The sequence below is a fragment of the Arundinibacter roseus genome, assembly GCF_004348825.1.
GTDB lineage: Bacteria > Bacteroidota > Bacteroidia > Cytophagales > Spirosomataceae > Arundinibacter > Arundinibacter roseus.
Genome location: NZ_SMJU01000011.1, coordinates 142584 through 168641, shown reverse-complemented (window position 1 = coordinate 168641; position 26058 = coordinate 142584). Strand labels below are relative to the sequence as shown.

At 44.5% G+C, this 26058-nt stretch carries 18 protein-coding genes; 10 read left to right on the top strand and 8 right to left on the bottom strand.

From position 1 onward, the window contains the following. The first annotated feature begins 86 nt into the window (after positions 1-86). The 3 genes from EZE20_RS17800 (at position 87) to EZE20_RS24100 (ending at position 3849) form a co-directional block, all read left to right on the top strand. Complete coding sequence (locus tag EZE20_RS17800; protein ID WP_132120157.1) at positions 87-566, top strand: DM13 domain-containing protein; 480 nt, start codon at positions 87-89, stop codon at positions 564-566. Between the two features lie 440 nt (positions 567-1006). Beyond that, positions 1007-3604, top strand: coding sequence for a PQQ-dependent sugar dehydrogenase (locus EZE20_RS17795; protein WP_132120155.1), 2598 nt, complete (start codon positions 1007-1009; stop codon positions 3602-3604). A 92-nt stretch (positions 3605-3696) separates the two neighbouring features. Beyond that, positions 3697-3849 (top strand): hypothetical protein, encoded by a 153-nt coding sequence (locus tag EZE20_RS24100; protein ID WP_165933513.1) that lies wholly within the window; start codon positions 3697-3699, stop codon positions 3847-3849. 130 nt (positions 3850-3979) lie between these two features. On the opposite strand, the gene EZE20_RS17790 is transcribed toward EZE20_RS24100, so the two are convergent. Continuing rightward, positions 3980-5119: an FAD-dependent monooxygenase gene (locus EZE20_RS17790; protein ID WP_132120153.1), complete on the bottom strand. Its 1140-nt coding sequence runs from the start codon at positions 5117-5119 to the stop codon at positions 3980-3982. A 180-nt stretch (positions 5120-5299) separates the two neighbouring features. Further along, positions 5300-5848, bottom strand: a complete 549-nt coding sequence (locus EZE20_RS17785) for a DUF2867 domain-containing protein (protein WP_132120151.1) — start codon at positions 5846-5848, stop codon at positions 5300-5302. 744 nt (positions 5849-6592) lie between these two features. On the opposite strand from EZE20_RS17785, the gene EZE20_RS17780 reads away from it, so the two are divergent. Beyond that, positions 6593-7072 carry a DM13 domain-containing protein gene (locus tag EZE20_RS17780; RefSeq protein WP_132120149.1) on the top strand — a complete coding sequence of 160 codons (480 nt, stop codon included), beginning with the start codon at positions 6593-6595 and terminating at the stop codon, positions 7070-7072. Positions 7073-7526: 454 nt separating this feature from the next. Here EZE20_RS17780 and EZE20_RS17775 read toward each other — a convergent pair whose 3' ends face one another. From EZE20_RS17775 to EZE20_RS17765, 3 genes are all read right to left on the bottom strand, one after another. Then, positions 7527-11561 carry a two-component regulator propeller domain-containing protein gene (locus EZE20_RS17775; protein ID WP_132120147.1) on the bottom strand — a complete coding sequence of 1345 codons (4035 nt, stop codon included), beginning with the start codon at positions 11559-11561 and terminating at the stop codon, positions 7527-7529. Between the two features lie 238 nt (positions 11562-11799). After that, on the bottom strand, positions 11800-13227 hold the full coding sequence (locus EZE20_RS17770; protein ID WP_132120145.1) for a glycoside hydrolase family 27 protein: 1428 nt from the start codon (positions 13225-13227) through the stop codon (positions 11800-11802). A 7-nt stretch (positions 13228-13234) separates the two neighbouring features. After that, a complete protein-coding gene (locus EZE20_RS17765) occupies positions 13235-14671 on the bottom strand; it encodes an arylsulfatase (RefSeq protein ID WP_132120143.1) in 1437 nt (478 codons plus the stop codon). Between the two features lie 229 nt (positions 14672-14900). Here EZE20_RS17765 and EZE20_RS17760 point away from each other — a divergent pair, with 229 nt between their 5' ends. From EZE20_RS17760 to EZE20_RS17735, 6 genes are all read left to right on the top strand, one after another. Beyond that, entirely contained in the window at positions 14901-16523 is a 1623-nt protein-coding gene (locus EZE20_RS17760) for a ribulokinase (RefSeq protein ID WP_132120141.1), read from the top strand. Between the two features lie 68 nt (positions 16524-16591). Then, positions 16592-18076 (top strand): L-arabinose isomerase, encoded by a 1485-nt coding sequence (araA, locus tag EZE20_RS17755; protein ID WP_394345655.1) that lies wholly within the window; start codon positions 16592-16594, stop codon positions 18074-18076. Further along, positions 18073-18777, top strand: a complete 705-nt coding sequence (locus EZE20_RS17750; protein ID WP_132120139.1) for an L-ribulose-5-phosphate 4-epimerase — start codon at positions 18073-18075, stop codon at positions 18775-18777. The genes araA and EZE20_RS17750 overlap by 4 nt, the downstream gene beginning before the upstream one ends. Positions 18778-18808: 31 nt before the next feature. Next, entirely contained in the window at positions 18809-19465 is a 657-nt protein-coding gene (fsa, locus tag EZE20_RS17745; RefSeq protein WP_132120137.1) for a fructose-6-phosphate aldolase, read from the top strand. Between the two features lie 24 nt (positions 19466-19489). Continuing rightward, complete coding sequence (locus EZE20_RS17740; RefSeq protein ID WP_132120135.1) at positions 19490-21145, top strand: sodium/sugar symporter; 1656 nt, start codon at positions 19490-19492, stop codon at positions 21143-21145. 5 nt (positions 21146-21150) lie between these two features. Beyond that, positions 21151-21567, top strand: a complete 417-nt coding sequence (locus tag EZE20_RS17735; protein ID WP_132120133.1) for a sugar 3,4-ketoisomerase — start codon at positions 21151-21153, stop codon at positions 21565-21567. 254 nt (positions 21568-21821) lie between these two features. On the opposite strand, the gene EZE20_RS17730 is transcribed toward EZE20_RS17735, so the two are convergent. The 3 genes from EZE20_RS17730 to EZE20_RS17720 form a co-directional block, all read right to left on the bottom strand. Next, positions 21822-23651 (bottom strand): glycoside hydrolase family 2 protein, encoded by a 1830-nt coding sequence (locus EZE20_RS17730; RefSeq protein ID WP_199879919.1) that lies wholly within the window; start codon positions 23649-23651, stop codon positions 21822-21824. A gap of 13 nt (positions 23652-23664) precedes the next feature. Beyond that, complete coding sequence (locus EZE20_RS17725) at positions 23665-24843, bottom strand: glycoside hydrolase family protein (RefSeq protein ID WP_132120131.1); 1179 nt, start codon at positions 24841-24843, stop codon at positions 23665-23667. A 79-nt stretch (positions 24844-24922) separates the two neighbouring features. Next, positions 24923-26056, bottom strand: coding sequence for a DUF5017 domain-containing protein (locus EZE20_RS17720; RefSeq protein ID WP_132120130.1), 1134 nt, complete (start codon positions 26054-26056; stop codon positions 24923-24925). Positions 26057-26058: the final 2 nt, after the last annotated feature.

The following is a 26058-nucleotide window of genomic DNA, read 5'->3' as shown; positions in this document are numbered from 1 at the left end:
TTTTAAAAATGAATTTGAAAATGATGACACGCAACCCATTCATTTTTGGTAACGTATAAGTCAAAACAAATCAAAACTGACAGATAATGAGAAAGGTACTAGTCAATAGCCTGCTTGTTTTTGCTCTGCTCATCCTGTATTCCTGCAAAAACAAAGAGCTGACGCCGGTCAATAATGTAGATATTACACCCGGTTCAAACGCAATAGGTACTGCCGGTACCCCCTTTGATTCTTCTACCCAAACGCTGGTTTCGCAGGGAGATTTCAAAAACGGGGGTCGTTACTCTACATCGGGCAGTGCCAAATTGTACAAAAAAGGCACTACCTATACCCTGGTGTTTGAGGCCTTTAAGACTGACCAAGGTCCTGATCTACGGGTTTACCTCTCAGAAGATACAGGAGCCCGAAATTTCATCGAACTGGTTGAATTGAAAAATAGCGGCAATTTCTATCTCACGCTGCCCAACAACGCCAAAGTAGACGAGCGGATGTTTGTGCTGGTCTGGTGCAAGCGTTTCTCGGCTCTTTTTGGTTCGGCGGAGTTGAAGGCGTCAGGGCAGATGTAGGGGCTAATTCGTGGATACACACATTGCGAGTAAGTGAGCAAACAGGACTTTTCTAATAAAAAGAATCAAGTAGGAATTAGCTTTTTTTGGGTTGCAACACTGCAATATTTTATCTATTCCTACCAGCCCAACTAAAACTTACTAAAAAGAAACACAGATCGGGGAGGGGCGACGCTGCGATTCCCTTTGACATGCCAGGTAATTTGACGACCATTGGGTAGATTCAGGACCCCAAGTGGCTACTCCCGCTCTTTTCCAGTTTGCTAAGGTTCGTCTGGGTGACCCGCACCATGGTTTTATTAAAAATGGGAAAATCACGCTAAGCATGACGGCTGGTGTTCCGGTACGTGTAGTTAAATTTTGTAAGTAAACATCTTTTTAAATCTGGGGAAGCATAATGAAATAGTACATTGTCATAATTTTTTGTAAACGGCATTAAAATGACCAGGTTGAAATTTCTTTTATTGATCATATTTTTTACCGGTTTCACCACCGACCAGGACGTTCCATCAAAACCAGATGACAGTCGTTTTACCAAAGTTGTGCTGGACGATGATCTGAACGAACCCATGGAACTGGACATTGCCGACGATGGGGTTGTTTACTATATCGAACGAATCGGTAATCTCAACAGTTTTGACCCGAAAACCAATAAGAAAAAGCTGGTTGCCAAACTACATGTTCGCGCCACAGCCGAAGACGGCCTGCTGGGTTTGGCCCTCGACCCCAACTTCACGACCAATCATTGGCTGTACATGTATTTCGGGGACCCCGAACCTCAAAATGAAGGGTATACCAATGTGCTTTGCCGTTTCGAGCTTACAGCCAATGGTTTAATCAACAAAAAAGAAATTTTGCGTGTGCCGTTGCTACACGAAGGGGTCAGCCATTCGGCAGGCTCGCTTGCCTTTGATGCAAAGGGAAACCTCTACCTTTCCACGGGCGATAATACAAATCCCTTTGAATCAGACGGCTATTCACCTTCGGATGACCGGCCCGGACGAGTCCGATTTGATGCTCTCAAATCCTCCGGCAATACCAATGACCTGCGCGGCAAAGTTCTGCGTATTCTTCCTACTATGGATGGTGCTTATACCATTCCCGAAGGAAACTTGTTTCCCAAAGGTACTCCAAATACCCGTCCTGAGATATACGTGATGGGCTGCCGCAATCCGTTCCGGATTTCGGTAGACAGGCGTACCGACTTTCTGTACTGGGGGGAAGTAGGCCCGGATGCCGGCAATGACAGCCTGATGCGCGGCCCCAGAGGGCATGATGAAATCAATCAGGCTCGTCGGGCAGGAAATTTTGGATGGCCGATGTTTGTCGGCAATAATAAGCCCTACTATCGCTACGATTTTGACGTAAAAAAATCAGGAGAACTTTTTGACACCCAAAGACCGATAAACTTTTCCCGCAACAGTACAGGACTGAAAGAATTACCACCCGCCCAAAGCGCCTTTATTTGGTATCCCTATGCTGATTCTCCCGAGTTTCCTGAGCTGGGCACCGGAGGGCGCAATGCCATGGCCGGCCCGGTGTACTATTACGATGATTATGAAAACTTTGCGGGTAAATTCCCTCGCTATTTTGACAAAAAACTTTTTGTGTATGACTGGATGCGCGGGTGGGTCTTTACGGTTAAAATGAAAGAAAACGGAGATTTTGATAAATTGGATCGTTTTCTGCCAGAGACCGAATTTAACCATCCCGTTGATATGGCTTTTTCAAAAAAAGGCGAACTTTACATGCTGGAATACGGTACGTACTGGCGGGCCAAAAATACCGATGCCAGGCTGGTACGGATTGAGTACAATGAAGGTAACCGCACTCCGGTGGCCAAAATTACAGCCGATAAAACTGTGGGAGCAGCTCCCCTGAAAGTTTCGTTTTCGGCCAAGGGCTCCTTTGATTACGATAAAAACGATTCCCTAAAATACGAATGGTTTTTTACCGCAAATACCCCCCAACGTACCGGACTCGATGCAACGTTCACTTTTGCTAAACCCGGTATGTACAAAAGTCGTGTGCGGGTTACAGATTCTAAGGGAAAATCGAGCGAAAACAGCCTGACTATACGCGTAGGTAACGAGCCGCCGACGGTCAGGGTGGACTGGAAGGGGAATCGCTCGTTTTATTTTGGGGAAAGCGAAGTAGAGTATCAGGTCAGGGTATCTGATCGGGAGGACAAAGTTTCTGATCCTAAACGCACCAAGGTAATGCTTCATTACTTGCCCGAGGGCGAAGACGTAGCAGGTATAATGGCTACTGGGGAAGTAACCATGAAGGGCAAAACGCTCATGGAACAAAGTGATTGTAAAGCATGTCACGCTCTTGATGCTGCCTCAGTAGGGCCTAGTTATCTGGAAGTTGCGGCACGCTACCGGGAGGATGACATTCCAAAGCTAACCGATAAAATTATTAACGGAGGGGGTGGGGATTGGACCAAAGACCACGTGATGTCGGCGCACCCGCAGCTGCTGAAGGAAGATGCCGCGGAGATGGTTCGGTACATTCTATCACTAAACAAACCGAGTCCGCAGATTCCGTCAAAGGGAAAGGTAAAACTCAATCAGTCGCAGGGAAGCTATTTTATGATTGCCCGCTACACCGACACCGGAGGCCTGTTAGGGCAGGATATGCTTCGCCTGCGTCCGGCCAAGTTGTATGCGTCAGATGCAGAGATATTCCAAAAAGTAGCAAAGAAAAATTCAGCCGCTCCTGGAACATCTACTATGAGTTTTAATGAAAACGGTGCCTGGATCTGTTTTAAGAATCTGGATTTAAGTGGTTTAAGTACGGTAAAGACCAATTTATACACGCCGAAACTAGTCGGAACGCTGGAATTTCGAATGGATAGCCCATTGGGTCCTATCATTGCCGAAGTTCCGGTCGATGGCAAAGATGTGGAAGAAAAAACCACTACCCTAAGACCAAATTCGGGACTTCATGATTTGTATGTAGTATATCGTGAAACATCGGGAGGAGCCAATATCTGGAAGGCCCTGAATCTTCGATGGCTGGAATTTGGGAAGTAATCTTCGATAGCATCCCATGGTGAAGATCCACGAAACGATCCAAGAATTAAATTTGGTGTTTTGGAAATTAAACGTGGAATTGTTATTGATGGATGAATTGGCCCGTAAAGAACATGAATGTCAGGCTGACCGAACAGGGCCGCCTGGCGGTCGAAGCCCGCCGGCAGACTGGCTTCAACTTCGCTCAGACTGACAAATTTCCTAAACTTTATACTTTCTTTACAAATCTACTCACGTATCAATAAAAAACTCAACTGTCAGATCTAGTGTTGACTAATACACACTATTAGACTCACGAAGCTTGAATTTAGCCCTTCACCTTCTTAGAAGTACTGTACTCACACTTGCGTGCAGATTCTGTTTGCAGTTCGGCCTTTATATTTCAAGGCTTGTTACTCTATACGAAAAATACTTGTCAATCATCTTCATAGCCACACTCGATGGCATTACTTTAAATGCAAAATTTCTCAATAAGATTAGACCAGGGTTAGTGAGTTGTCCCATTCTCCCCAATTTTAAACTCTCATTTACAATGTTTTCAGAACGTGGGTATTGTATTTCTTCATACCGATCAAAAGCCTTTTTGGTCAAACCATATTTTTGAATTGATTTTGCCAAAATATATGCACCTTCCATAGCCATACAACCACCTTGGCCTAAATTTGGCGTTGTGGGATGTGCAGCATCTCCAAGTAAAGTAATATTCCCATTTGTCCAACCTTTTTGAGGTTTTCTGTCTAATAAGCTATTTTTTAAAATGTGCTCTGTATTGTTAATCAAGTCTGCTATGGGATAGTGCCAATCCCCAAAAAGGCGATTAAGTTTTTCTTTGGTGGTTTCAGGCTTGTCATCTTGCATATATACTTCATTACAAGTTGCCCACCAACCATAAACACCGTCTTTGATTGGTACTATTCCAACCCTTTGTCCTTTACCAAAGGTCTCACTTGCATATCCAATGTCAAAATTTGTTTTTACTACACCACGCCAAATATTATATCCCCTGAAAATGGGTTCTCCGTCATTAATGATGTGCTGACGAACTACTGAACGCACTCCGTCAGCACCAATTACAGCGTCAAATACCTGGGTTTCTCCATTATCAAACAACAAACTTATTTGACCGTTTTCAAGGTGAGATAAGTCTTTCAGTGCGTAATTCTTGTATAGTTTTGCGTCAATATTCTCTAAAAGTATCGAGTGTAAATCTGCTCGATGAATGCAAATTACAGGATAGTCGCTTTTCGGTTCAGACTTACTTAAAATAGTGCCTTTGTCTGTTTTCAAATAAACAGTTTTAAATTGACCACTACTCTCTAAAATAGTGTTGAGTAAGCCTAACTCATCCAAAACACAAAGTGCATTTGGAAAAACACTAATTGCTGCCCCAATTTCTCCAAATTGTTCTTTTTTCTCGAAAATATGGATTTCATAGTCCTTAATTGTTAAACAACGAGCAAAGGTTAATCCTGCTATTCCACCCCCTATAATTGCTATTTTTTTCCTTTCTGTCATTGTTATATTTTTTATATGATTGTTGTCCTTTAAGCTGACCGCTAATGGTTTGGTGCCTGGGGAAGAAGCGGATATAAAAGCACTGAACTGTGTTGACAGCACCACACTTGATACGAAGCACAAAGCTAAATTTAACCACAGAACCCCACTTGCGTGTAAGTGCTGTTGGCTGGTCGTTGTTTATTTTCCGTTATGTCGTTCAATATCTTTTATTATCCCTTTCAACATTGTCGGAACAATTAATATGTGAAATGGTCGAACAGGTAAAAAATAAAGTCGCCCAAACCAATTATTAAATTTTACTGTTGTTGAAATAATTAACTTTTTGTTTGTTTTGCTTTCATTTTGTTTGACAATAAACAAAGAAACTCTAAAATTCAAATGCTTATCATCTTCGCCCAAAATTATTTCGTTAGATGTTTTGTCAAATACTTTAAATAGTCCAATTTGCTCCCCTTTTTCGCCCTTAAAATTATCAATAATTTTTTGTCTGTTGGTTATTGTCCCGGAAGTTTTTAGTCCGAAAAGTCCAATCAATTTATTTCTGAATGCAAATAATTTGTCAATCCATTTTGGTCCACTTGAAAAAAATGATTTTCCAATTTCGGTTGTCCCAATATTTTGAAATTTGTCAATATACTCTCCTTGAAAGCTGTCAATATAATCATAAGTCATATTGTTAGTTTTCAGAAGTGAATTTTTAGGAATTTCTGTTTTTATAATTGTCATTAATTTCTAATTTGTCGTTTCGTTTCTATGTCTGTTTTACAAAGACGCCTAAACGGTTGGCAAATGGGTGCAGTCTGTTGGCAAAGCCTAAGCATATTGCACCCATTTGCCTGTTGGGCGAAGTTGATTTTTTTTATTCAATTTCTGCCCAACATCCATATCTACGAAACTCAATTGCGTTTATACCTCAATATGAAGTATACCCGCAATTGAAAGGACCGTGGGGGTGTGTAAGCGGAATATTTTGCCATCACATGTTCTGATGCCATAGCGTAAAACCAGATTATACGTTTTGACTGAATTTTAAACAGTGACAAGATAGCACAACGGCCTTAAATCCTGATGTATTTGGAACAATTTAAAATTCGTCTAATAAAATTTTTCTCACGTCCACTTTCCCTCCACTTTTTCTGGAAGTTACCAATTCCTAAGCTCAAACCGGTTGACGAAGGCAAATCCATACAAGTCAGCCCTATTGGCATATTCCACCAATGCATTGTCGGAAGGCATGTTCAGGTACCTAGGGGAGTGCCTATCCTCCACTGGGCGATAGGCTTTGAAGTAGTTGTCTCCGAAGACGGTTAAGCCTCCGGCCTTTGTTTAGTTGTTACTCAAAGCTTTTTCTGAACTTATAGGTCAACGATTTTTCTCCTTATCGTTTTAAAAATGAATTTGAAAATGATGACACGCAACCCATTCATTTTTGGTAACGTATAAGTCAAAACAAACCAAAACTGACAGATAATGAGAAAAGTACTAGTCAATAGCCTGCTTGTTTTTGCTCTGCTCACCCTGTATTCCTGCAAAAACAAAGAGTTGACGCCGGTCAATAACGTAGATATTACACCCGGTTCAAACGCCATGGGTACTACCGGTACCCCCTTTGACGCTTCTACCCAAACGCTGATTTCTCAGGGGGATTTCAAAAACGGGGGACGTTACTCTACCTCGGGCACGGCCAAATTGTACAGAAAAGGCACTACCTATACCCTGGTGTTTGAGGCCTTTAAGACTGACCAAGGCCCTGATCTTCGGGTTTACCTCTCAGAAGATACAGGAGCCCGAAATTTCATCGAACTAGTTGAATTGGAAAATAGCGGCAATTTTTATCTCACGCTGCCCAACAATGCCAAAGTAGACGAGCGGATGTTTGTGCTGGTCTGGTGCAAGCGTTTTTCGGCGCTTTTCGGTTCGGCGGAGTTGAAGGCGTCAGGGCAGATGTAGGGGCTAATTTGTAGATTTATACAATGACGAACATGTGAGTAAACTTGGCTTTACTATCAAAAAGAATCAAGTTGGAATTAGCCTTTTTTGGTAGTTGTAATACTTTAAAATTATGCCGAACTTTTCCCGATTGTCTCGGGCCTGAGATGGAAACCATCGGATATTGGGTCAACAGCAGATGTGCTTTTTTCCGTTAAGGCTCTCGGAAGCATTTTATCTTGAAAAAGCCCATAGGCAATAAAAATTCCCTTGCTGGGTAAACTCTTCATACAGTCGGCTCGGGGGATGGTTCCGGGAATTTGAAAGTCTGCTGGGTGAATTATACTCCGATACGGATCTTACATCGTTCAGGACCGGATCGGTGTTTCAGATGATTGATTATCCCTGCTGCTGCTTCATAGGCCACCACTACCGGCTACATAAATGAGAGGTTTAAATCCGAGCTGACACCCAGTTAAACACTTTTATTTATTTCGCTTTCCACCACAAAATCGTGCAGGTACTGGGTAGGGGTTTTACCGAACTCTTTTTTGAAGGCTTTTGTAAAATAGGATTGACTCTGAATCCCCACCCGTTCCATGACTTCTGTGATCGAGACGTTTTCACAAACAATCATCTTGGCAGCGGTTTTGAGACGAATTTTACGAACGAAATCACCCACAGGTTGACCCGTCAGGCTGTGGATTTTGGTGTAGAGCTTGGAACGACTCATACCTACTTCACGAGCAATGTCCTCAATTTCAAGTTCGGTATTGTCCAGATTTTTCTCTACAACTTTGATTATCAAATCAATAAATTCTTTATCACGCCTGGTAGTTCCTACTTCCCGGGCCTCCACGAGCGCATCGTGTGCATAGAGTTCTTTGAGTTTACGGCGACTTTCGAGCAGGTTATTAATGGTTATTTGGAGTAATTTAAAACTGAATGGTTTAGTCAAATAGGCATCAGCCCCTGATTCAGAACCTGCAATTTTACTTTCATCGGAGGTTTTAGCAGTTAGCAGAATCACGGGGGTGTGGCTGGTGTCCAGATTGTCTTTGATGCGTTGGCACAGCTCAACGCCGTCCATTTGGGGCATCATGATGTCGCTGATGATGAGGTCGGGAAGTTCTTCCTGAGCCAGGTTCCACCCCGTCAGTCCGTCAGTCGCTTCAATGACGTGGTATTGCCCCATAAAACTATCGGCTAGGAAATGCCGTAGTTCGTCATTATCCTCTACAATGAGGAGTTTTTTGATCTGGGATTTGTCATTTTTTGGTTGATTTTCAGAGATTAGCTCAAACGTTTCTTCCAGAGACTGCTTAGTTTCGAGGGCTTTAATAGAAGAATCATCAAGCTGATAGTCGGGTACGGAGAGGAGTTCTTCTGGTTTGAAATGGGAAGAACCCACCGGAATCCCAACCAAAAATTCAGTCCCATGACCAAGTTGACTACTGATTTTGATGACTCCCCGATGCAACAAAATCAGACTCCTGACCAGGGAAAGCCCAATTCCTGAACCCAGCATCTTTTGTTTTTCAGCTTCGGTAACCCGGTAATATCGGTCAAAGACGTGTTCGAGGTCTTGCGAGGGAATCCCCATACCATTGTCCAATACCCGAATCCAGGTGTACTCTCGGGTATTTTGTAAAACGCCGATCTGATGTGTATGCTCAAAAAATGGGGTTGAGGAAGTGGTTGTTTCGACCAGAATACTTTTGTGCGCGTTGGTGTATTTGATGGCGTTGGAAATGATATTGACCAGAATTTTTTCAATGATACTACGGTCTATCCAGAGTCTTAAATCCTGAGTGGGTAGTTTTAGCTGAAAGTTAAGGTTTTTCTCGTCTGCCACTTCCTCAAATTCGGCACAAATGTCGGTCAGAAAAGGGTTAAGAAAGGTTTCGGAGGCACGTAGTTTTGTAACACCCGCCTCCGCCTTACGGAAGTCCATTAGTTCGTTAACCAGGGTAAGCAAGCGACTCGAACTGCGATGGATTATCTGATAATATTTGGTACGGGACTCCTCACTCATGGGTTCGTGCAGAAGCTTTTCAACGGGGCTAAGGATCAAACTCAGCGGCGTACGAAGTTCATGGGAAATATTGGTAAAAAACTGCAGGCGCATCTGATGAATCTCCTCGGATTTGCGCTCTTCTATTTCTTTGATTTCAAGATTGTTTTTTAATCTAAACCAGCGGATCTGGTACTGATAAATAAACCAGATAAATATGACCAGAAGGGTAAGATATAGTAATTGGGCAAGGATAGATTTCCACCAGGGAGGGGTTACAACAATTTTGAGTAAGGTAGGTTTTTTGAGCCAAACGCCATCGTGATTGGTGGCCAGGAGTTGAAAGGTATACTCGCCATAGTCAAGGTTTGAATATGCAGCCTGCGGATTGCGGCTATCGGTTTCTATCCAATTTTTATCAAAGCCCAGCAACTGATAGCGATAGCGGCTTTTATCTGAATTGGCAAAGTCCAGGGAGGAGAATTTAAGGATAAAATTATTTTGCAAATAGTTTAAATTCAGTTCGTTAAGATTCGCGATTGACGCAGGTAGCTCTTTGAATGGTTTGTTATTTACCCATAAATCACTCACCACCACATTCGGCACAAACTGGCTTCGTTTGATTTGGTTGGGATAGAAATAGTTGAGGCCATTCACGCCCCCAAAATAAAGTTTGCCGTCTCGTCCTTTGGTAGCTGCCCCTATTTTAAAAACGTTACCCTGCAGTCCGTCATTTAGGTCAAAGTTTATAAATTCACGGGTTTGAGGATTCAGCATCGAAAGGCCCTTGCCCCCCAGCCACAGATTGCCCTGATTGTCCAGAAGCAGTCCTTCTACATCGTTGGAGGGTAGTCCATCTTCGGTCGTAAAGGATTCGGCCTCGTAGCGGCCATTTCCAAGTAAAGTAACCTTGTTGAGTCCGCCCCCGATGGTGCCTACCCAGAACGTGCGTTCATCAGAACGAACAATAGGCCATATAAAATTTGAACTCAGACTTTTGGCATAGCTGGCACTACCATGGTAATGCAGCACACGGGCAATGTGGCCGTTAGGTTGAAGAAAAATGTGGTCAAGGCCTTTGGTTGTCCCCACCAACACTTCAGGTCGCAGCGGGTCGGTATAAATAAAGGTTACTTTGGAACTGCTGATGCCGTTTTTACCTTCATAAATCCGCTCTACATCAAAGGTGCCATTGTTTTCGATGATTCGGTTGAGTCCATTGGCCCACGAACCCGCCCATACCTGTCCAAAAACATCGACTGCCAGTGAATATATCACATTGTTGGTCAAAGAATTAGGGGTATTTGGAAGATGTGTCAGGTGCTGAAAACGATTGTTTTCTATTAGTGAAATGCCCGCTTCGGTTCCAACCCAAATACGTCCTTTTTTATCTTTCGCAATGGAACGTATATTGTTGCTGATCAAACTATTGGAATTGCCCGATTGGTGTAAATATTGGGTGGATTTTTGCTGCTTAAAATCATGATAGATCAACCCGGCATTACGGGTGCCTATCCAAAGATTCCCCGTCAAATCATCTTCCAGAATAGCCCGAATGTAGTTGGGGTTGGTGCCCGCCGGATTTGTAAACTGGCTAAGATTGAGCGTATAAAATGGCTTTGGGTTAAGATCCATAAGATTAACTCCGCCGCCGTAAGTGCCCGCCCACAGACAGCCGCTTGCATCGGCAAGTAAATGGCTTATGTGACTGGAAGAAATAGTTTTGAGGGCAGGAAGATCCACAAATTCACCCGCCTGAAGGCACAACAAACCAACCGGCGTACCCAGCCAAATTCTATTTTGCGAAGCTACTATTGAGCTCACGGGTACCGATAACTCCTCACTAACAGAAAGTTTTTGTGAAGCAAATGGAATAACGTTTCCCCTCAATACGTTCGCCTGAAAAACAGGGTTCTCGCAAACCCAAACCCGATTGATTCCCCCAACAAAAAATCGGTTGTGCTGAAAATGTAATGATTCAATTTTTTGAATGGGCTGACTGTCGGCTGATTGCAACAAAACCGGCTGCAAATCAATCGCTTTACTCTGTTTTGAAATCCTGAATACGCCTTGATTTCCTCCTATCCAGACATTGCCCGAAGGGTCAAGAGCCAAGGATGTACCAACAAATGTTTGGGGAAAGTTTACCTTCAAGGCTTTGATTTGACGGGCAGAGCGATCAATTTGCAGCAGAAACACTTTCCCTTCCCGAATCACCCAAACCAGGGAGTCCGTCCAGGCCAGAATAGTACTGAGAGAGTTGGTGATGAGTGCTTTTGTGGACGCATCTTTGGCTTCGAAGGTGATGAATTTTTCGGTACGAAGGTCAAACTCAGCCAAGCCCCCCTGGGTGGCCATAAAAATAGATGTTTTTTGCAAACTAAGCTTATTAATCCGGTTAAGATAAACGTTGTTGAAGCGCTGCTGACTACTTATGTATGATTTTATTTCGTGACCATCGTAGCGATTCAGGCCCGCCAATGTAGCAATCCACACAAAGCCATTTTGGTCTTGTACCAGGTCGGTCGCATCGGTATGCGTAAGTCCCTGATCAACGGTCAGTTAACGAAAGACCTGCTTGACCTGCTGGGCCGTAGCGAAGCTTTGACAAAATATAATTAGCAAACAAAGGAAACGTTTCATCAAAAAAGGATTTAATCTAAAAGTATAAAAAAAGGGAAACCCCGACAACCGATTTAGCCGTCAGGGTTCCTCCCATTCACTTTCAATGTACCTATGCCTTTTCGATGCTCAGGCGGTACAGTTTTGCGCCGTGGGCAGGAACTTCTGCCGAAATTGTTTTTTCTTCTGTTCCGGCATCCTGTTTTTTCCATAAATCCCTGACTTTGAAGTTCCCCCGCCAGTATTCGAGTTCAAAGTCAAAAGATACAGTATCGGGTTTATCACCCAAATTGAAGAGGGCTACATATTTATCGCCTGACCTGGCATCGGTAGCGACCCATACGCGCTGCGTTTTGTTTTGCACTACCTGTCGGTTGTCGGTACTGAACTGATTGACGTTCAATACTTCTTCATTTTGAAATAAGTTTTTGACCGTTTCCATCGGTGTACTGAGCGGATCGCCGCCCCATATCAGCGGAGAGCGGGCAATACACCAAAGTGTCATCAACGTATATTGCTCAGCGGTCGTAAACTTGCTCATACGCTCAGGGCCATGCGGGCGGTTGTTGAGGGATAAACGTCCAATCGGAATCATATCTGCATCGGGCCAGTGATCTTCACGCGTATGAGGCGACCACGCATTGAGCAAATCGAAACTATGCTTTAAGTCTTTCCAGTCATCCCAAAAATCAGCCGAAACCCGCCACATATTTGCGTTTTCGAGTAGGTGCGATGCCTGCGCAAGGGGGGCTTCTCCGCAGGAAAGCGACAGTACCATGGGACGACCACATTTTTCAATGGCCTTACGCATCATTTCGATTTCGCCTTTGTGATAAGGCGGGTACATGGTGTCATCCGCTTTGATAAAATCCACCCCCCAGGCCGCATACAATTCAAAAATAGAATCGTAGTAGGCCTGAGCGCCGGGTTTGGTGGGGTCAATGCCAAACATGTTGTTGCACCAATTGCAGTTGTCCCAGGGTTCGGCAATATCTTTGGCGCGATAGCTTGTACCTTTGATAGGCGTATTTTCGTAGTAAGCCTGCCGAGGAATCCCCCGCATGATATGAATCCCAAACTTCATCCCTTTTTTGTGTACCAGATCAGCCAATGGCCTGAATCCCTGGCCCTTATCTGCCGAGGGGAAACGTTCTACGGAAGGCAGTAAACGGCCAAACTCATCCATTACCAGCTTATCTATGGGTGATCCGTCGGCATTAAGCCTGATATCAGGGTGACCAAATCTACGGTTAGGGTTGTTCCAATTGCCCGGGGCATGATTAAACCAGATATAATCAATGACTGCATACTCCCAGCCATACTTTTTAAGATGGCTATCCATAAAATCCACTACATCCCGAAACTCTTTCTCATTGATTCGGCAGTCATAGGCATCGAAACTGTTCCAGCCCATTGGTGGGCGAGGGGCAATACGTTTGGGATCGGTTGTAGTCGTTTTGTTCTTTTTTTCAACCTCTGTGGTAAACCCCAAAGCGGTAGTACTTACCGCCAATGTGGCCAATAGTTCTCTACGTTTCATATTTTTCTTATGGTTTCACCTGCACGTCCCGTTGGGCAGAGGGGTCTAATGTGAATAATGATGTAAGTTCAAAAGGGCGATGTGCCTGCGACATCAGCGATTGCATTTTCTGTACTCTTTCCGGGTATTGTTTGGCCAGATTCTGTAATTCGGCAGGATCGTTGGTTAAATCGTACAGCTCAAAAGTGGTTTTTGTGGCATCGTTGGTATTCAATTTGATACCTTTCCAGTTTTGATGTAACACGGCCTGCTTACCTCCTTCTTCGTAAAATTCCCAGTAGAGGTACTCGTGCGCGATTTGATTCTTTTGTCCAAGCAGCGTGGGCAGGAAAGAGATACCATCAATCCCCGCAGGTTTGGGAACATTGAGCAAGTCGCAGACGGTTGGAACATAATCCCAAAAGGCAGAAACATGACTCGAAACCGTTCCTGCTTTAATTTTGGCAGGAAAGCGTGCAATCATTGGTACATGAATACCCCCTTCATACAAATCTCGTTTTTTGCCACGAAAAGGTCCGTTACTATCAAAAAACTCGGCGGAATGCCCGCTCTCGTTGTGGGGGCCGTTGTCACTCGTGAAAATGATCAGGGTATTTTCGTCCAGGCCGGTTTCTTTTAATTTTGCCACAATTTTCCCGACCGATTCATCCAGTTTTGCCACCATTTCGGCAAAATCTTTTTCAACATCAGGCCAGTTTTTACTATCAAAACGTTTGTGATCAGGTACTTCCATTCCTCCCACCTTAAACTCACTATTGCCATGTGGCGTATTGATGGCGTAATAAATAAAAAAGGGATTGTTGCGATTTTGGGTAATGAATTGCCCTACTTCACGGTCAAATTCATCAGGAGCGTATTTGGCTCGTTCCTTGGCAAGCCCCACTCCTTCGGGAAAGTCGCCTTTGGGTATAGTCCCGGTTTTGTTACCTTCAAGGATTGTTTTCTTTCCGTTTTGATACAAAAATTCCGGATAAAAATTGTGCGCGTGCCACATATTTACATAGCCGTAGTGGTAATCAAATCCGTGCAGCAGCGGGTCGTTGGGTTCAGGAGCGTTACCCATGCCCCATTTTCCGATGCATGCGGTTGTATATCCAGCCTTTTTGAATACTTCGGGTAAAGTAGTTTCGGCAAGCTGTAGAAGTTGACCTTTGGGCTGATTGCCCCGTACCGAGCCATGCCCCACATGCTTACCAGTCATCAAAGTGCCTCGGGCAGGAGCACATACCGGAGCACCCGCATAATGTCGGGTAAATAACATTCCCTCCTGAGCCAGCTTGTCAATGTGCGGAGTTGTGTACAACTTTTGACCGTAGCAACTCAAATCACCATATCCTAAGTCGTCGGCCAGTATCACAATGACGTTGGGTTTTTTAGGAGTTTGTGCCCATGCACTTCCGACGCTTAGTAACGAAAGCAGAAGTAGTAGTTTGTTTCTCTTCATGTAAGTCATAATAATTTTATCAAATGCAAAGATTTAAATAAATCCTTCCATCCTCTTGGTTTTAGATTCTATCCGTTTGGTTCCAAAATCCAAAACTTACATTTTGGAGGTCATAATGGCTATTTTTGGTCATTTTGCCAATTGAGCAAAAGGTTAGGAAAATCAAGCCAATCGCTGATTGGGGTATCATGATAGTTTTGCCGACATCAACAAGTAGGAGGATATATCGATGGCAAAATTTACTCTGGGAATTGATTATGGTACGGATTCGGTACGGGCTATCGTCGTCAATACCGACACTGGCGAAATGCCTGGTTCGCATGTTGTAGAATACACGCGCTGGAAACTAGGTCTTTACTGCAAGCCCGAAAAGTCGCAGTTTCGTCAGCATCCGCTGGACTACCTGGAAGCTCTTGAAAATGTCGTTGCAGGAGTATTAGCAGACCTGGACGAGGATGTTCGCCGGCAGATCGTAGGTATTTCAATTGATACCACCGGTTCCACTCCCGTAGCCGTTGATGAAAACGGTACGCCCCTGGCGCTATTGCCTGAGTTTTCCGAAAATCCCAACGGTATGTTTATCCTTTGGAAAGACCACACCGCCAACCGGGAAGCTGAAGAAATCAACCATTTGGCACATCATTGGGATGTGGATTATACCAAATACGTCGGCGGTATTTATTCATCAGAATGGTTTTGGGCAAAAATCCTGCATACGCTGCGCCATGATGAAGACATTCAACGGCATGCTTACTCGTGGGTTGAGCATTGCGATTGGATTTCGGCGGTTCTGACGGGGAATACCAATCCCAAAACGCTTAGACGCTCTCGCTGTGCCGCAGGGCATAAAGCCATGTGGCACGCAGAGTTTGATGGCCTGCCCTCCGAGGAGTTTCTGGTCAAACTCGACCCCAAATTAGCGGGTTTGCGCCAGCGGCTATTTGAGCAAACCTTCACCTCCGACCAAAGGATGGGTAAAATTTCGGTGGAATGGGCCGAAAAACTGGGGCTTTCGCCGGAGGTTGTCATTGGTGTTGGGGCGTTCGATTGCCACATGGGAGGGGTTGGCGCAGAGATTCAGCCTTTTGATTTTGTACGGGTGATGGGTACCTCTACCTGCGATATGCTCATTGCTCCTGTTGAAGAAATCGGGCATCTGCTGATCAAAGGAATATGCGGGCAGGTAGATGGTTCCATAGTACCAGGTATGCTTGGTATGGAAGCGGGGCAATCGGCCTACGGGGATTTTTACGCCTGGTTTCAGAAAATTATCACCAAGCCCGTGCGTGAACTACTTGGCAAGGAGGCTGCTGATGAGTTGGCGCAAAAACTAATCCCGCATCTTTCTGAAAAAGCCTCCCAACTGCCTGTTACCGAAGGCGACCCTGTGGCTACTGATTGGATAAATGGCCGCCGAACGCCCGATGCCAATCATGCCCTGAAAGCTACTTTCACGGGTTTGAATTTAGGAACAGATGCGGTCAAGATTTTTAAAATGATTGTGGAAGCAACGGCCTTTGGTTCAAAAGCGATCGTAGATAGATTTATCGAAGAAGGTGTACCCATCAAGCAAGTGATTGCCATAGGAGGTGTGGCCAAGAAATCACCTTTTGTAATGCAGACCCTTTGTGATGTGCTGAATATGCCGATCAAAGTAGTAGCCTCTGACCAGGCCTGTGCGTTGGGGGCGGCCATGAATGCCTCCGTTGCGGCGGGGGTTTATAGTACCATTCAGGAGGCACAAAAAGCGATGGGTTCGGGTTTTGATGCTCATTATCTGCCTCGTACGGCTCAGGTAGAAGTGTATCAAAAATTGTATACGAAGTACCAGGCAATCGGAAAGTCTCTTTAATTATGCGTAACCACTGAGAAGTTAAGCTGTTGGTAATCAAGTCAATGGTATGTAAAACATCAATTATTATGTTGGAACAATACGAAATCTGGTTTGTCACGGGTAGTCAGCACTTGTATGGAGAAACCACGCTCCGGCAGGTAGACGAACACTCTAAAATTATCGCCAATTCGCTCAACGATTCTCCCGTAATGGCGGTTCGGGTTGTATTCAAACCCGTGGTGAAAACGCCTGAGGAGATCACGGCAATTTGCAAAGAAGCCAACGCCACACCCAACTGCGTGGGTATCATCGCCTGGATGCACACGTTTTCACCCGCCAAAATGTGGATTTCGGGTTTGAATGCGCTTCAATTGCCCCTTCTGCACCTGCATACGCAATTCAATCGGGATATTCCTTTCGATGACATTGATATGGATTTCATGAATCTGAATCAATCGGCCCACGGCGACCGTGAGTTTGGCTTCATCATGAGTCGAATGAGACTAAACCGAAAAGTGGTGGTGGGGCATTGGCAGGCAGCATCGGTGCTCGAAAAAATCAATGTTTGGTCGAGGGTAGCGGCGGCAAAATACAAAATGCAAACCATGAAAGTGGTTCGTTTTGGCGACAATATGCGGCAAGTCGCCGTAACCGATGGTGATAAAGTGGCCGCCGAAATGAAGTTTGGTTTTTCGGTCAATACGCATGGTGTGGGCGATTTGGTGCAAGTAATCAATCAGATTTCGGATGCTCAAATCGAAAGATTGATACAGGAATACGAAGATACCTACGAGTTACTGCCAACGATTCTGAAGGGTGGAGCAAGGCGGGAATCGCTCATCGAAGCTGCCCGTATCGAACTGGGCATCAGAACCTTTTTGGAAGATGGAGGTTTTTCGGCCTACACCAATACCTTTGAAGATTTGCACGGCATGAAACAGCTGCCGGGCGTTGGCTCGCAACGCATGATGGCCGCAGGCTACGGCTACGGGGGAGAAGGCGACTGGAAAACCTCGGCCATGGTGCATATTATGAAACTTATGGCGAGCGGTATGAAAGGTGGCAACTCGTTTATGGAAGATTACACCTACCACTTTGACCCCGTCAATCCGATGGTTTTAGGCTCTCACATGCTGGAAATCTGTCCGAGCATTGCTGACGGGAAGGTGAAATGCGAGTTACATCCACTCGGGATCGGCGGCAAAGAAGACCCCGTGCGATTGGTGTTCAACGGGGCCGCAGGTTCGGCATTGAATGTGTCGTTGATTGACATGGGCAATCGCTTCCGCCTGTTGGTCAATGAAGTAGAGGCAGTGGAAGTAACTGAAAAATTCCCCAAACTCCCAACCGCCAGAGTGCTTTGGAAACCTCAACCGAGTATGGAAGTTGGCCTGCAGGCCTGGATTTTGGCGGGTGGAGCGCATCATACCGTTTACAGCCAAAATCTAACCACAGAATACCTTGAAGATTTTGCCGAAATGCTTGATGTAGAATTGGTTGTGATTGGGAAAGATACGTCGATCAGAACCTTGAAAAATGACTTAAAACTCAGCGAAATCTACTACAAATGAACGGCTTTCAATCACTAAGAGAAGAATGTTACGAAGCCAATATGATGCTTCCGAAGCTGGGATTAGTGCTTTTTACATTTGGTAATGTCAGTGCTGTGGATAGAGAAAAATCTGTTTTTGCCATCAAGCCAAGCGGTGTGCCGTATGATGCATTAAAACCAGAAGACATCGTTATCATGGATTTTGATGCCGTTGTAGTAAATGGCAACATGCGCCCTTCGTCAGATACCAAAACCCATGCCCTGCTTTACAAAACCTGGGATGACATCGGTGGAATCACCCATACGCACAGCACCTACGCAGTGGCCTGTGCACAGGCAGGAATGGATATTCCGATTTTTGGGACCACCCACGCCGACCATACCCACCGGGATATTCCCTGTGCAGCGGTATTGAGCGATTCCATGATTGAGGGTGATTATGAATTCGAAACAGGCAATCAAATTTTTGGGTGTTTTGAACAAAAAAACCTTTCTCATCAGGAAATGGAAATGGTTTTGCTCCAAAATCATGGTCCGTTTACCTGGGGAAAAACAGCCGAAAAGTCGGTTTATAACGCCGCAGTATTGGAAGAAGTAGCCCAAATGGCCATGCTTACTTTACAAATCAACCCAGCTACACCAAGACTCAAAGACAGCTTGCGACTCAAACATTATGAGCGAAAGCACGGTAAAAACGCCTACTACGGGCAAGGATGCTAAAAAATGACTCACCCAGATTAACACATTAGTTATGAAGTTTTTTATTGACACGGCCAACCTGGCCGATATTGCAGAAGCAAATAGCCTTGGGGTCCTGGATGGTGTAACGACCAATCCATCACTCATGGCCAAGGAAGGGATTTCGGGTAATGAAAATATTCTCAATCATTACAAGGCTATTTGTGAAATTGTGGATGGTCCCATTTCTGCCGAAGTCATCGCAACGGATTTTGAAAATATGATTCGGGAAGGTGAAATACTGGCCGATTTGCATCCAAATATTGTGGTTAAAGTTCCCATGATTGAGGAGGGTATCAAAGCGATTCGCTATTTCTCAGATAAAGGAATCAAAACGAACTGTACGTTGATTTTTTCGGCGGGTCAAGCACTCCTGGCGGCCAAAGCCGGCGCTACTTACGTTTCTCCTTTCATTGGTCGCCTGGATGATGTATCGGTGGACGGTACAGACTTGATTCAGCAAATTCGGACGATTTTTGATAACTACGGTTTTGAAACCCAAATTCTGGCCGCTTCCGTCCGCCACTCCATTCATATCATCAAATGTGCCGAAATCGGCGCAGACGTGATGACAGGTCCACTGAGTGCTATTAAAGCATTATTGAAACACCCCCTGACGGACATTGGCCTGGAAAAATTTTTGGCAGACTACAAAAAAGTAAACGGATAAGCCATCCTAAACCTAACTACTGGCATGAAACTTGGCCTCGAAACCCTTGACTACGTTATTTTCTTTATTTACTTCGTCATTGTTTCCAGTTATGGTTACTGGATTTATAAAAACAAAGGCAAGAAATCGGCAGATAGCAAGGATTTTTTTCTTGCCGAAGGCTCCCTGACCTGGTGGGCTATTGGCGCTTCCATTATCGCCTCCAATATCTCTGCCGAGCAGTTTATCGGGATGAGTGGACAAGCTTTTCAGCTTGGATTGGCGATTTCTGTTTATGAATTACTGGGTGCGGTGTCGCTGCTGATTGTGGCGGTGTATTTTTTACCGATGTACCTCAATAATAAGATTTACACCATGCCACAGTTTTTGGCTAAGCGCTATGACAATCGTTTGGCTACCATTATGGCGGTGTTTTGGTTGTTTCTGTACATTTTTGTCAACCTTACTTCGATTATCTATTTGGGGGGACTGAGCCTTGAAAAAATGACCGGATTCAGTTTTATGCCCTGCGCCATTTTTCTGACCGTATTTGCGGTCATTATCACGCTTGGAGGTATGAAAGTGATTGGATATACCGATGTGATTCAGGTGGTTTGTTTGGTATTGGGCGGGCTGGCCACTACGTACTTAGCGCTGGATCTATTGTCAGTCAAAGTTGGTACAGGGTCAGGAATTCTGGAAGGATTATCCCTGATCCGTCAGAAAGCCGACAGTCACCTGCATATGATTTTTGAACCCGGAGAGTACCTGGTACACGATGGCAAAGGTGGTTTTATTGACGCCTACAATCAATTGCCGGGCGTTATGATGTTTATCATTGGAGGGCAGTGGGTCAATAATCTTAACTACTTTGGCTGCAATCAGTACATGACCCAGCGGGCGTTGGGTGCTGACATCCACACCGCTCGCAACGGGGTCCTCTTTGCCGCTTTCATGAAGATGCTTATGCCTTTTATTGTAGTGTTGCCAGGTTTGGCGGCTTACGTATTGTTTCAGGAAAATGCCGATGCAAGCATTGTCAATGGAATTACTTCCAACGGGGTGGTAAAACCAGACAACGCCTACCCTGTACTACTTAACCTGCTTCCCGTGGGCTTAAAGGGATTAGCATTTGCAGCTTTGACTGCAGCCATTGTGGCGAGTTTGGCAGGAAAAGCCAACAGCATCTCTACGATTTATATGCTCGATATTCATACCAAATATTTCAACCCTGATCTTTCCGAAAAACAAACCATTTGGACCGGTCGTGTAGCGATTGTAGTTTCATTTTCTATTGCGCTGGTAATCAGTCCATTGTTAGCCAATTTTGGACAGGCCTTTGAGTATATTCAAGTTTATACCGGTTATATCTCACCCGGTATTTTGAGTATTTTCTTGCTTGGTTTTTTCTGGAAAAAAGCTACCGCCAATGGTGCCCTGACGGCAGCGGTATTAAGTGTGGCGTTGTCGGCTTTAATTGCCAGGCAATACCCCGATTTCCCGTTCTTAAATCGTATGGGGGTTGTATTCTGGATTTGTTCACTCGTGCATATTACCATTAGCCTGATTCAATCCAAAGGCAAAGACCAGGTGAACGCCTTTAAGGTGGATAAAGAATGGTTCAAAGTTACGCCTACCTTTCGGTTTGGCACAGTAGCCATCATTGCTCTATTTTGTATCATTTACTGGATTTTTTGGTAGAATATATGGCAAATTTGATAAACCTTCCCGTCTTTACAGATGATAGCGGAAATCTGGCCGTAGTGGAAAATATTCTACCCGAAACCATCCGGCGGATTTTTTTCATTGAAGGTAAACCCCTTAAAAAAAGAGGAGGGCATCGTCATAAAAAGACAACTCATTTGTTGATTTGTATGATAGGGAGTTGTAAGATACATGTAAATTCCGGTAGCACGGAGTTTACATATTTGTTGAGAAGTAAGCAGCAGGGATTACTGATACCACCAGATGATTGGAGAGAGATGTTCGATTTTTCAGAGGATTGTATATTGATGTGTATCTCAAACAGTTATTACGATGCAGATGACTATATCTACCAACCCTTTGCTACTCTCCAAGGCGGCATTCCCTCATCGGATTTGGCTACCGGAGGGCCTGGCTGAAACCGAAAAAAGTAGCATTACAAACCTGAAAGAACCAATTTCCCAGGGGAATCGCTTGTAGTTATCTCTACAATATTTTGTGAAATGTACGCTTCAAACCCTACCTTTTTAAAGTTCTGGCGACGATCTTTTAAGGAATATTGTGGTGCAGGAGGCCGTTTGTTTTTCCAATAAGACAAAGTCAAATTGTAATTTTGCACTAAAATGATGCATATAGTATTACTATTTGCATTGTTTTAGTGCAAATAGTAATACTACTCATTTACCCCAACCACAGGTTTGCCCGTAAGTTTATCTACCATCCAGGTGCTGATATTGGCTTTTCTGACTCTCTCTTTGTCTAATTTCTCTAATTTACGGTCGTAGGTATACAGCCCATTCATTTCGTTTTCTACGTCGGTCCATTGCGTATAGACAGCCCCGGATAGCCCGCCTTGCAGGAATTTTTCGGTAATCATTTTGATAAACTTCTCATACTCAGCCGTTGCATCTTCTTTGCCTTTGTAGTTGTAATGAACCCAGGGGCCATCAGCGTCCCAAACGTGTCCTTCGGCTAAATAGCCGATTGCTCCGTACTCACCATTGACCGTAGCACGGCGGTTACTTACCAACGGCAACGACGGCGGACGATAACTGTGGTTGTCTTTGATATGCCCTACCTCAAAATCAAGATTGGGACGCCCGGCATCAATGCCGCTATTGCCTGTTACCAGGCGAGAGGGGTCGAGAGCCATGACATTTGGCGTAATTCTCTCAACATCATACACCCCCCAATGCTCATTAAAAACTACCCAATTGACAATACTCGGATGGTTCCAATGCTGTTTTATCATGGTTTGAAGTTCTGATTCAAACTGAATTTTGTCTTCTTCTGTGCGCTTTTTGAAAGTACTGGGCATATCCTGCCAAACTAAAATTCCGAGTTTATCACACCAATAATACCAACGTTGCGGCTCAACCTTGATATGCTTACGAATCATGTTGAAACCCCAGGCTTTTGTCTGTTCAATGTCCCATTTGAGGGCTTCGTCGGTGGGGGCTGTGTAGATGCCGTCGGGCCAGTAACCCTGGTCGAGAGGGCCGAACTGGAACAAAAAATGATTGTTTAAAGCCAATCGTTGTGTGCCTTTTTCCTGTTTTAGTGAAATTTTTCTCATGCCAAAATAGCCCGTCACTTCGTCAATGACAGTTAAACTATCTTTGATGCTTATTTTGAGATCGTACAAAAACGGATTCGATGGCGACCACAACCTGGGTTCAGGAATTTCTAACTCAAATGGCTGATTGAATTCTCCGGTGGTTTTGCTGATTTCTTTTGTGCCCTCAAAAGCCACCACTTCTACTTTCATTTTATTCGTTACTTTCCCCTCTGGATTGACCAAAATTGTTATTTTTTCGGCATCTATATCTGGTGTTATGTGGAAGTCTTTAATAGAAATTTTGGGTACAGGTTCGAGCCAAACGGTCTGCCAAATGCCCGAACAAGGTGTATAGGCATATTTTTGAGGGTCCGAAAAACGGCTGCGATTTTGTTTTCCATAGGCGATAGCTGCCTCATCGGTCGGGTCAAAAACATTTACAATCAGCTCATTGTCGCCTTCTTCGTTAAGAAAGGGGGTTATATCATACGAAAAAGCATCATATCCACCTTTATGTATGCCTACACAGCGACCGTTGATATATACAGTAGCCTGCCAGTCTACCGCCCCAAAATGCAGAAGAGTTCTTTGGCCTTTCCAATCGTTTGAAACAGAAAAATTTCGGCGATACCAGGCCCTATTGGAGTCAAATTGCTTTTGGATTCCCGAAAGTTGCGATTCCCAGGCAAAGGGAACAAGGATTTTGTCTTTCAATGATTTTTTGAAAGGAACTTCGTCAGATTCTTTGGTCTGCTGAAACTCCCAGGTACCGTTGAGATTTTGCCATTTTTCACGAACCATCATGGGGCGTGGGTACTCACCCAGGACATTATTTTTGTCAATTTTATCCGTCCAGGGCGTGCTGAGATTGTGTTGACCAAAACCCAAACCTGCATCAAACCAGTTCGTAAAAATCAGAACAACTAGTAAATAATTTTTCATCATAAATTTTTTTTTGTTACCATCCACACCCATTGACATTGCTCACGTTGCCGCAAGAATATTGATTGCTGATTTCGGTACTACCACAAATATTCAGATTTACTTTTCCAGTTCCGCCAAGTCCGATTGGGGCAGACATACTTACGTTTTGGGCATTGAGATTCATCACGGCGTCGGGTGATTTCATCAGGAAAAGGGGCAAGGGGTCAGTTCCTCGCACTTTTTGGGTGGATTCGTACTGAACTTTCAAGCCATCAATCGTTACATTTCGCGTTACTTTTCCAGAAGTAAGCGAAGCTGAAAACAAGGCCAAATTGGTATAGCTTTGGTTTTTGACTTCAATCAAAATGTTTTTGAGAGAGTGATTGGTGACGTTATTGTCGTTGCCCCAACCTAACTGAAACGGAGCTCCGTTGGAATTATGCACGATGGTTACATTTTCAACGGTCAAATCACGATACAATTTAATGGCGTCGTCCCAGCAATCAAATTTTGAGTTTTTGACTATCGAACCCGCCCCTGCACTGATGCCGTCAGAGTTGCTGTGGTAGTCGGGTAGGGGCCGCGTGATTCGTACGTGTACGCCGTCCATGATGATTTTGGTACTGAAACTCGTGATGGCATAACTACGGGCATTGGTAATGGTCAAATTCTTGATAAGCAGGGTAGTGGTGTTGGGTGCAGATGAGCTCACCGCACCGTATTTCCACTTTTCACAGTCGTGAACGATGTCATCACCCTTTGCACCGTTCTGGCAGGAAGTGTTGGGGTCCGTTTTGCCATCGGGTCCCAGCGACCAACCTTTGGTGTTGGTGCCAAAGATTTCGCTCGTGGCTCGGTCTTTTCCCTCAATCGCCAAGTTGCCCATGCCTCTGAAACCACCCGTGATTCTGACGTTTTTTTCAATTACCACGGTTTTGATGGCCGCAGGAACAGACCAGTAAAAGCCCTCTTTATCAAGGTCAGCGTTGGGCATATCGCTAAACTGCGTATTGGCGATAAAGCTGACCGTGTTTGAGATTTTATCCCACCTAACCTGCTGTTTTTTAACGCCTTTGGGTAGTTTAAGTTCTATCAAATCGGTATCATTGATGGTCTGAATAGTAGAAGTAAGAGCCGAAGGGGTGTTGTTTTCTGCGGTTTGGCAAGCCAGGAATAGTGAGAGTGAGAAAAGGAAAACCATTATTTTTTTCATGGATTAGAAAATATAGGAGAATATGGTAGAAAGGGCTGGTTTTCTGACCAGCCCTAATTTCTTTTTCACAAAAAATCTCTTATTCCACCACAATTTGAACGCTTTTGATCCTCCGTTCAAGAGGGTATTCACTTGCCGAAATTTCCTCAGGCCGGTTCGTTTGATAACCGTCGCCGCTATACTGCTTGCGGCCTACAAAGGTTGAAACCAACGTGGCTTTGTAGGTACCGGCTTTGGTGTATTTGTATTCAAAGGTCCTTGTGGTGCCGGGGTAGATGTAGCTAAAGGAAAAGCCCTTGTCAAACGCCTTAATCATGTTATCGCCTGCACCTACCCGAATTTCCTGGATATAGACTTTCCCCACATAGTTAAGCAAATCACCGTCATCATCGGTAGTGGCAGGATTATCTGCATTGAGGGTAATTCTGATTTCGTCAATTCCTGCTTTGGCGTTGGCAGTAGGATTGGCAGTAAGCCATGCAGCAATGGCTGCCTGAAGATTGATATTGGTGGCTTGCAGCAACTCCCGGAATGTGCCTGTAAGATATATCGGAGCCGAAGCTTTGCCATCAATTACAAACTGAACAGCATAACGCATCGAAGTGCCCTGCTGACTATCTTTGGTGAATCCATCCGGGAACGACATCCACAAGCTCACAGCATTATTGGCAACTGTATTCAATGCACCTAAACCAGATAATGTTGCGTTGTTGTATCTTAACATGGCTGGGAGTACTGCATTTTCCGGTTTGATGGTCCAGGTAATGGGTTCGTTGGGAACTTCAAAACTTAGATAGTTTGAATTCGTCGAATTAGATACGTCCCAGGCCACCAGTTTACCATCATATATGGTCAAATTCCCTTTGCTGAGGCTCATGTTAGCGGGCAGTGTAGGGCTATCCGGAACGTGCCAAAAGTACTCTTTCAAGTCGGGGAGGCGGGTGGCTACCAGATTATTACGGAGATAGTCCTCGGAAAAGCCTTTCATTTCGACCAGGTTAATACGGCTTTTATCATAATCTTTACCTGCATCGCCGGTATAGATTGAGGAAAGATTAGCACCTGCCCCAACCGTGAAAGTAACCGTTTCACCAACTTTTGTGGTTACTTTATCCACCGAAAAGGGAACATCTACTGCCAGTTCTTCATTTTCGCAACTTGCAAGCAACAAACCTGCCACTGCAAAGAAACATATGTTCTTAAATGATTTCATTT

Coding starts and splice junctions, on each gene's coding strand:
- EZE20_RS17735 (WP_132120133.1), top strand. CDS start 21,151: ATGGCAAATTTGATAAACCTTCCCGTCTTTACAGATGATAGCGGAAAT.
- EZE20_RS17725 (WP_132120131.1), bottom strand. CDS start 24,843: ATGAAAAAAATAATGGTTTTCCTTTTCTCACTCTCACTATTCCTGGCT.
- EZE20_RS17800 (WP_132120157.1), top strand. CDS start 87: ATGAGAAAGGTACTAGTCAATAGCCTGCTTGTTTTTGCTCTGCTCATC.
- EZE20_RS17785 (WP_132120151.1), bottom strand. CDS start 5,848: ATGACAATTATAAAAACAGAAATTCCTAAAAATTCACTTCTGAAAACT.
- EZE20_RS24100 (WP_165933513.1), top strand. CDS start 3,697: ATGAATTGGCCCGTAAAGAACATGAATGTCAGGCTGACCGAACAGGGC.
- araA (WP_394345655.1), top strand. CDS start 16,592: ATGTTGGAACAATACGAAATCTGGTTTGTCACGGGTAGTCAGCACTTG.
- EZE20_RS17765 (WP_132120143.1), bottom strand. CDS start 14,671: ATGAAGAGAAACAAACTACTACTTCTGCTTTCGTTACTAAGCGTCGGA.
- EZE20_RS17740 (WP_132120135.1), top strand. CDS start 19,490: ATGAAACTTGGCCTCGAAACCCTTGACTACGTTATTTTCTTTATTTAC.
- EZE20_RS17750 (WP_132120139.1), top strand. CDS start 18,073: ATGAACGGCTTTCAATCACTAAGAGAAGAATGTTACGAAGCCAATATG.
- EZE20_RS17790 (WP_132120153.1), bottom strand. CDS start 5,119: ATGACAGAAAGGAAAAAAATAGCAATTATAGGGGGTGGAATAGCAGGA.
- EZE20_RS17730 (WP_199879919.1), bottom strand. CDS start 23,651: ATGATGAAAAATTATTTACTAGTTGTTCTGATTTTTACGAACTGGTTT.
- EZE20_RS17720 (WP_132120130.1), bottom strand. CDS start 26,056: ATGAAATCATTTAAGAACATATGTTTCTTTGCAGTGGCAGGTTTGTTG.
- EZE20_RS17780 (WP_132120149.1), top strand. CDS start 6,593: ATGAGAAAAGTACTAGTCAATAGCCTGCTTGTTTTTGCTCTGCTCACC.
- fsa (WP_132120137.1), top strand. CDS start 18,809: ATGAAGTTTTTTATTGACACGGCCAACCTGGCCGATATTGCAGAAGCA.
- EZE20_RS17770 (WP_132120145.1), bottom strand. CDS start 13,227: ATGAAACGTAGAGAACTATTGGCCACATTGGCGGTAAGTACTACCGCT.
- EZE20_RS17760 (WP_132120141.1), top strand. CDS start 14,901: ATGGCAAAATTTACTCTGGGAATTGATTATGGTACGGATTCGGTACGG.
- EZE20_RS17795 (WP_132120155.1), top strand. CDS start 1,007: ATGACCAGGTTGAAATTTCTTTTATTGATCATATTTTTTACCGGTTTC.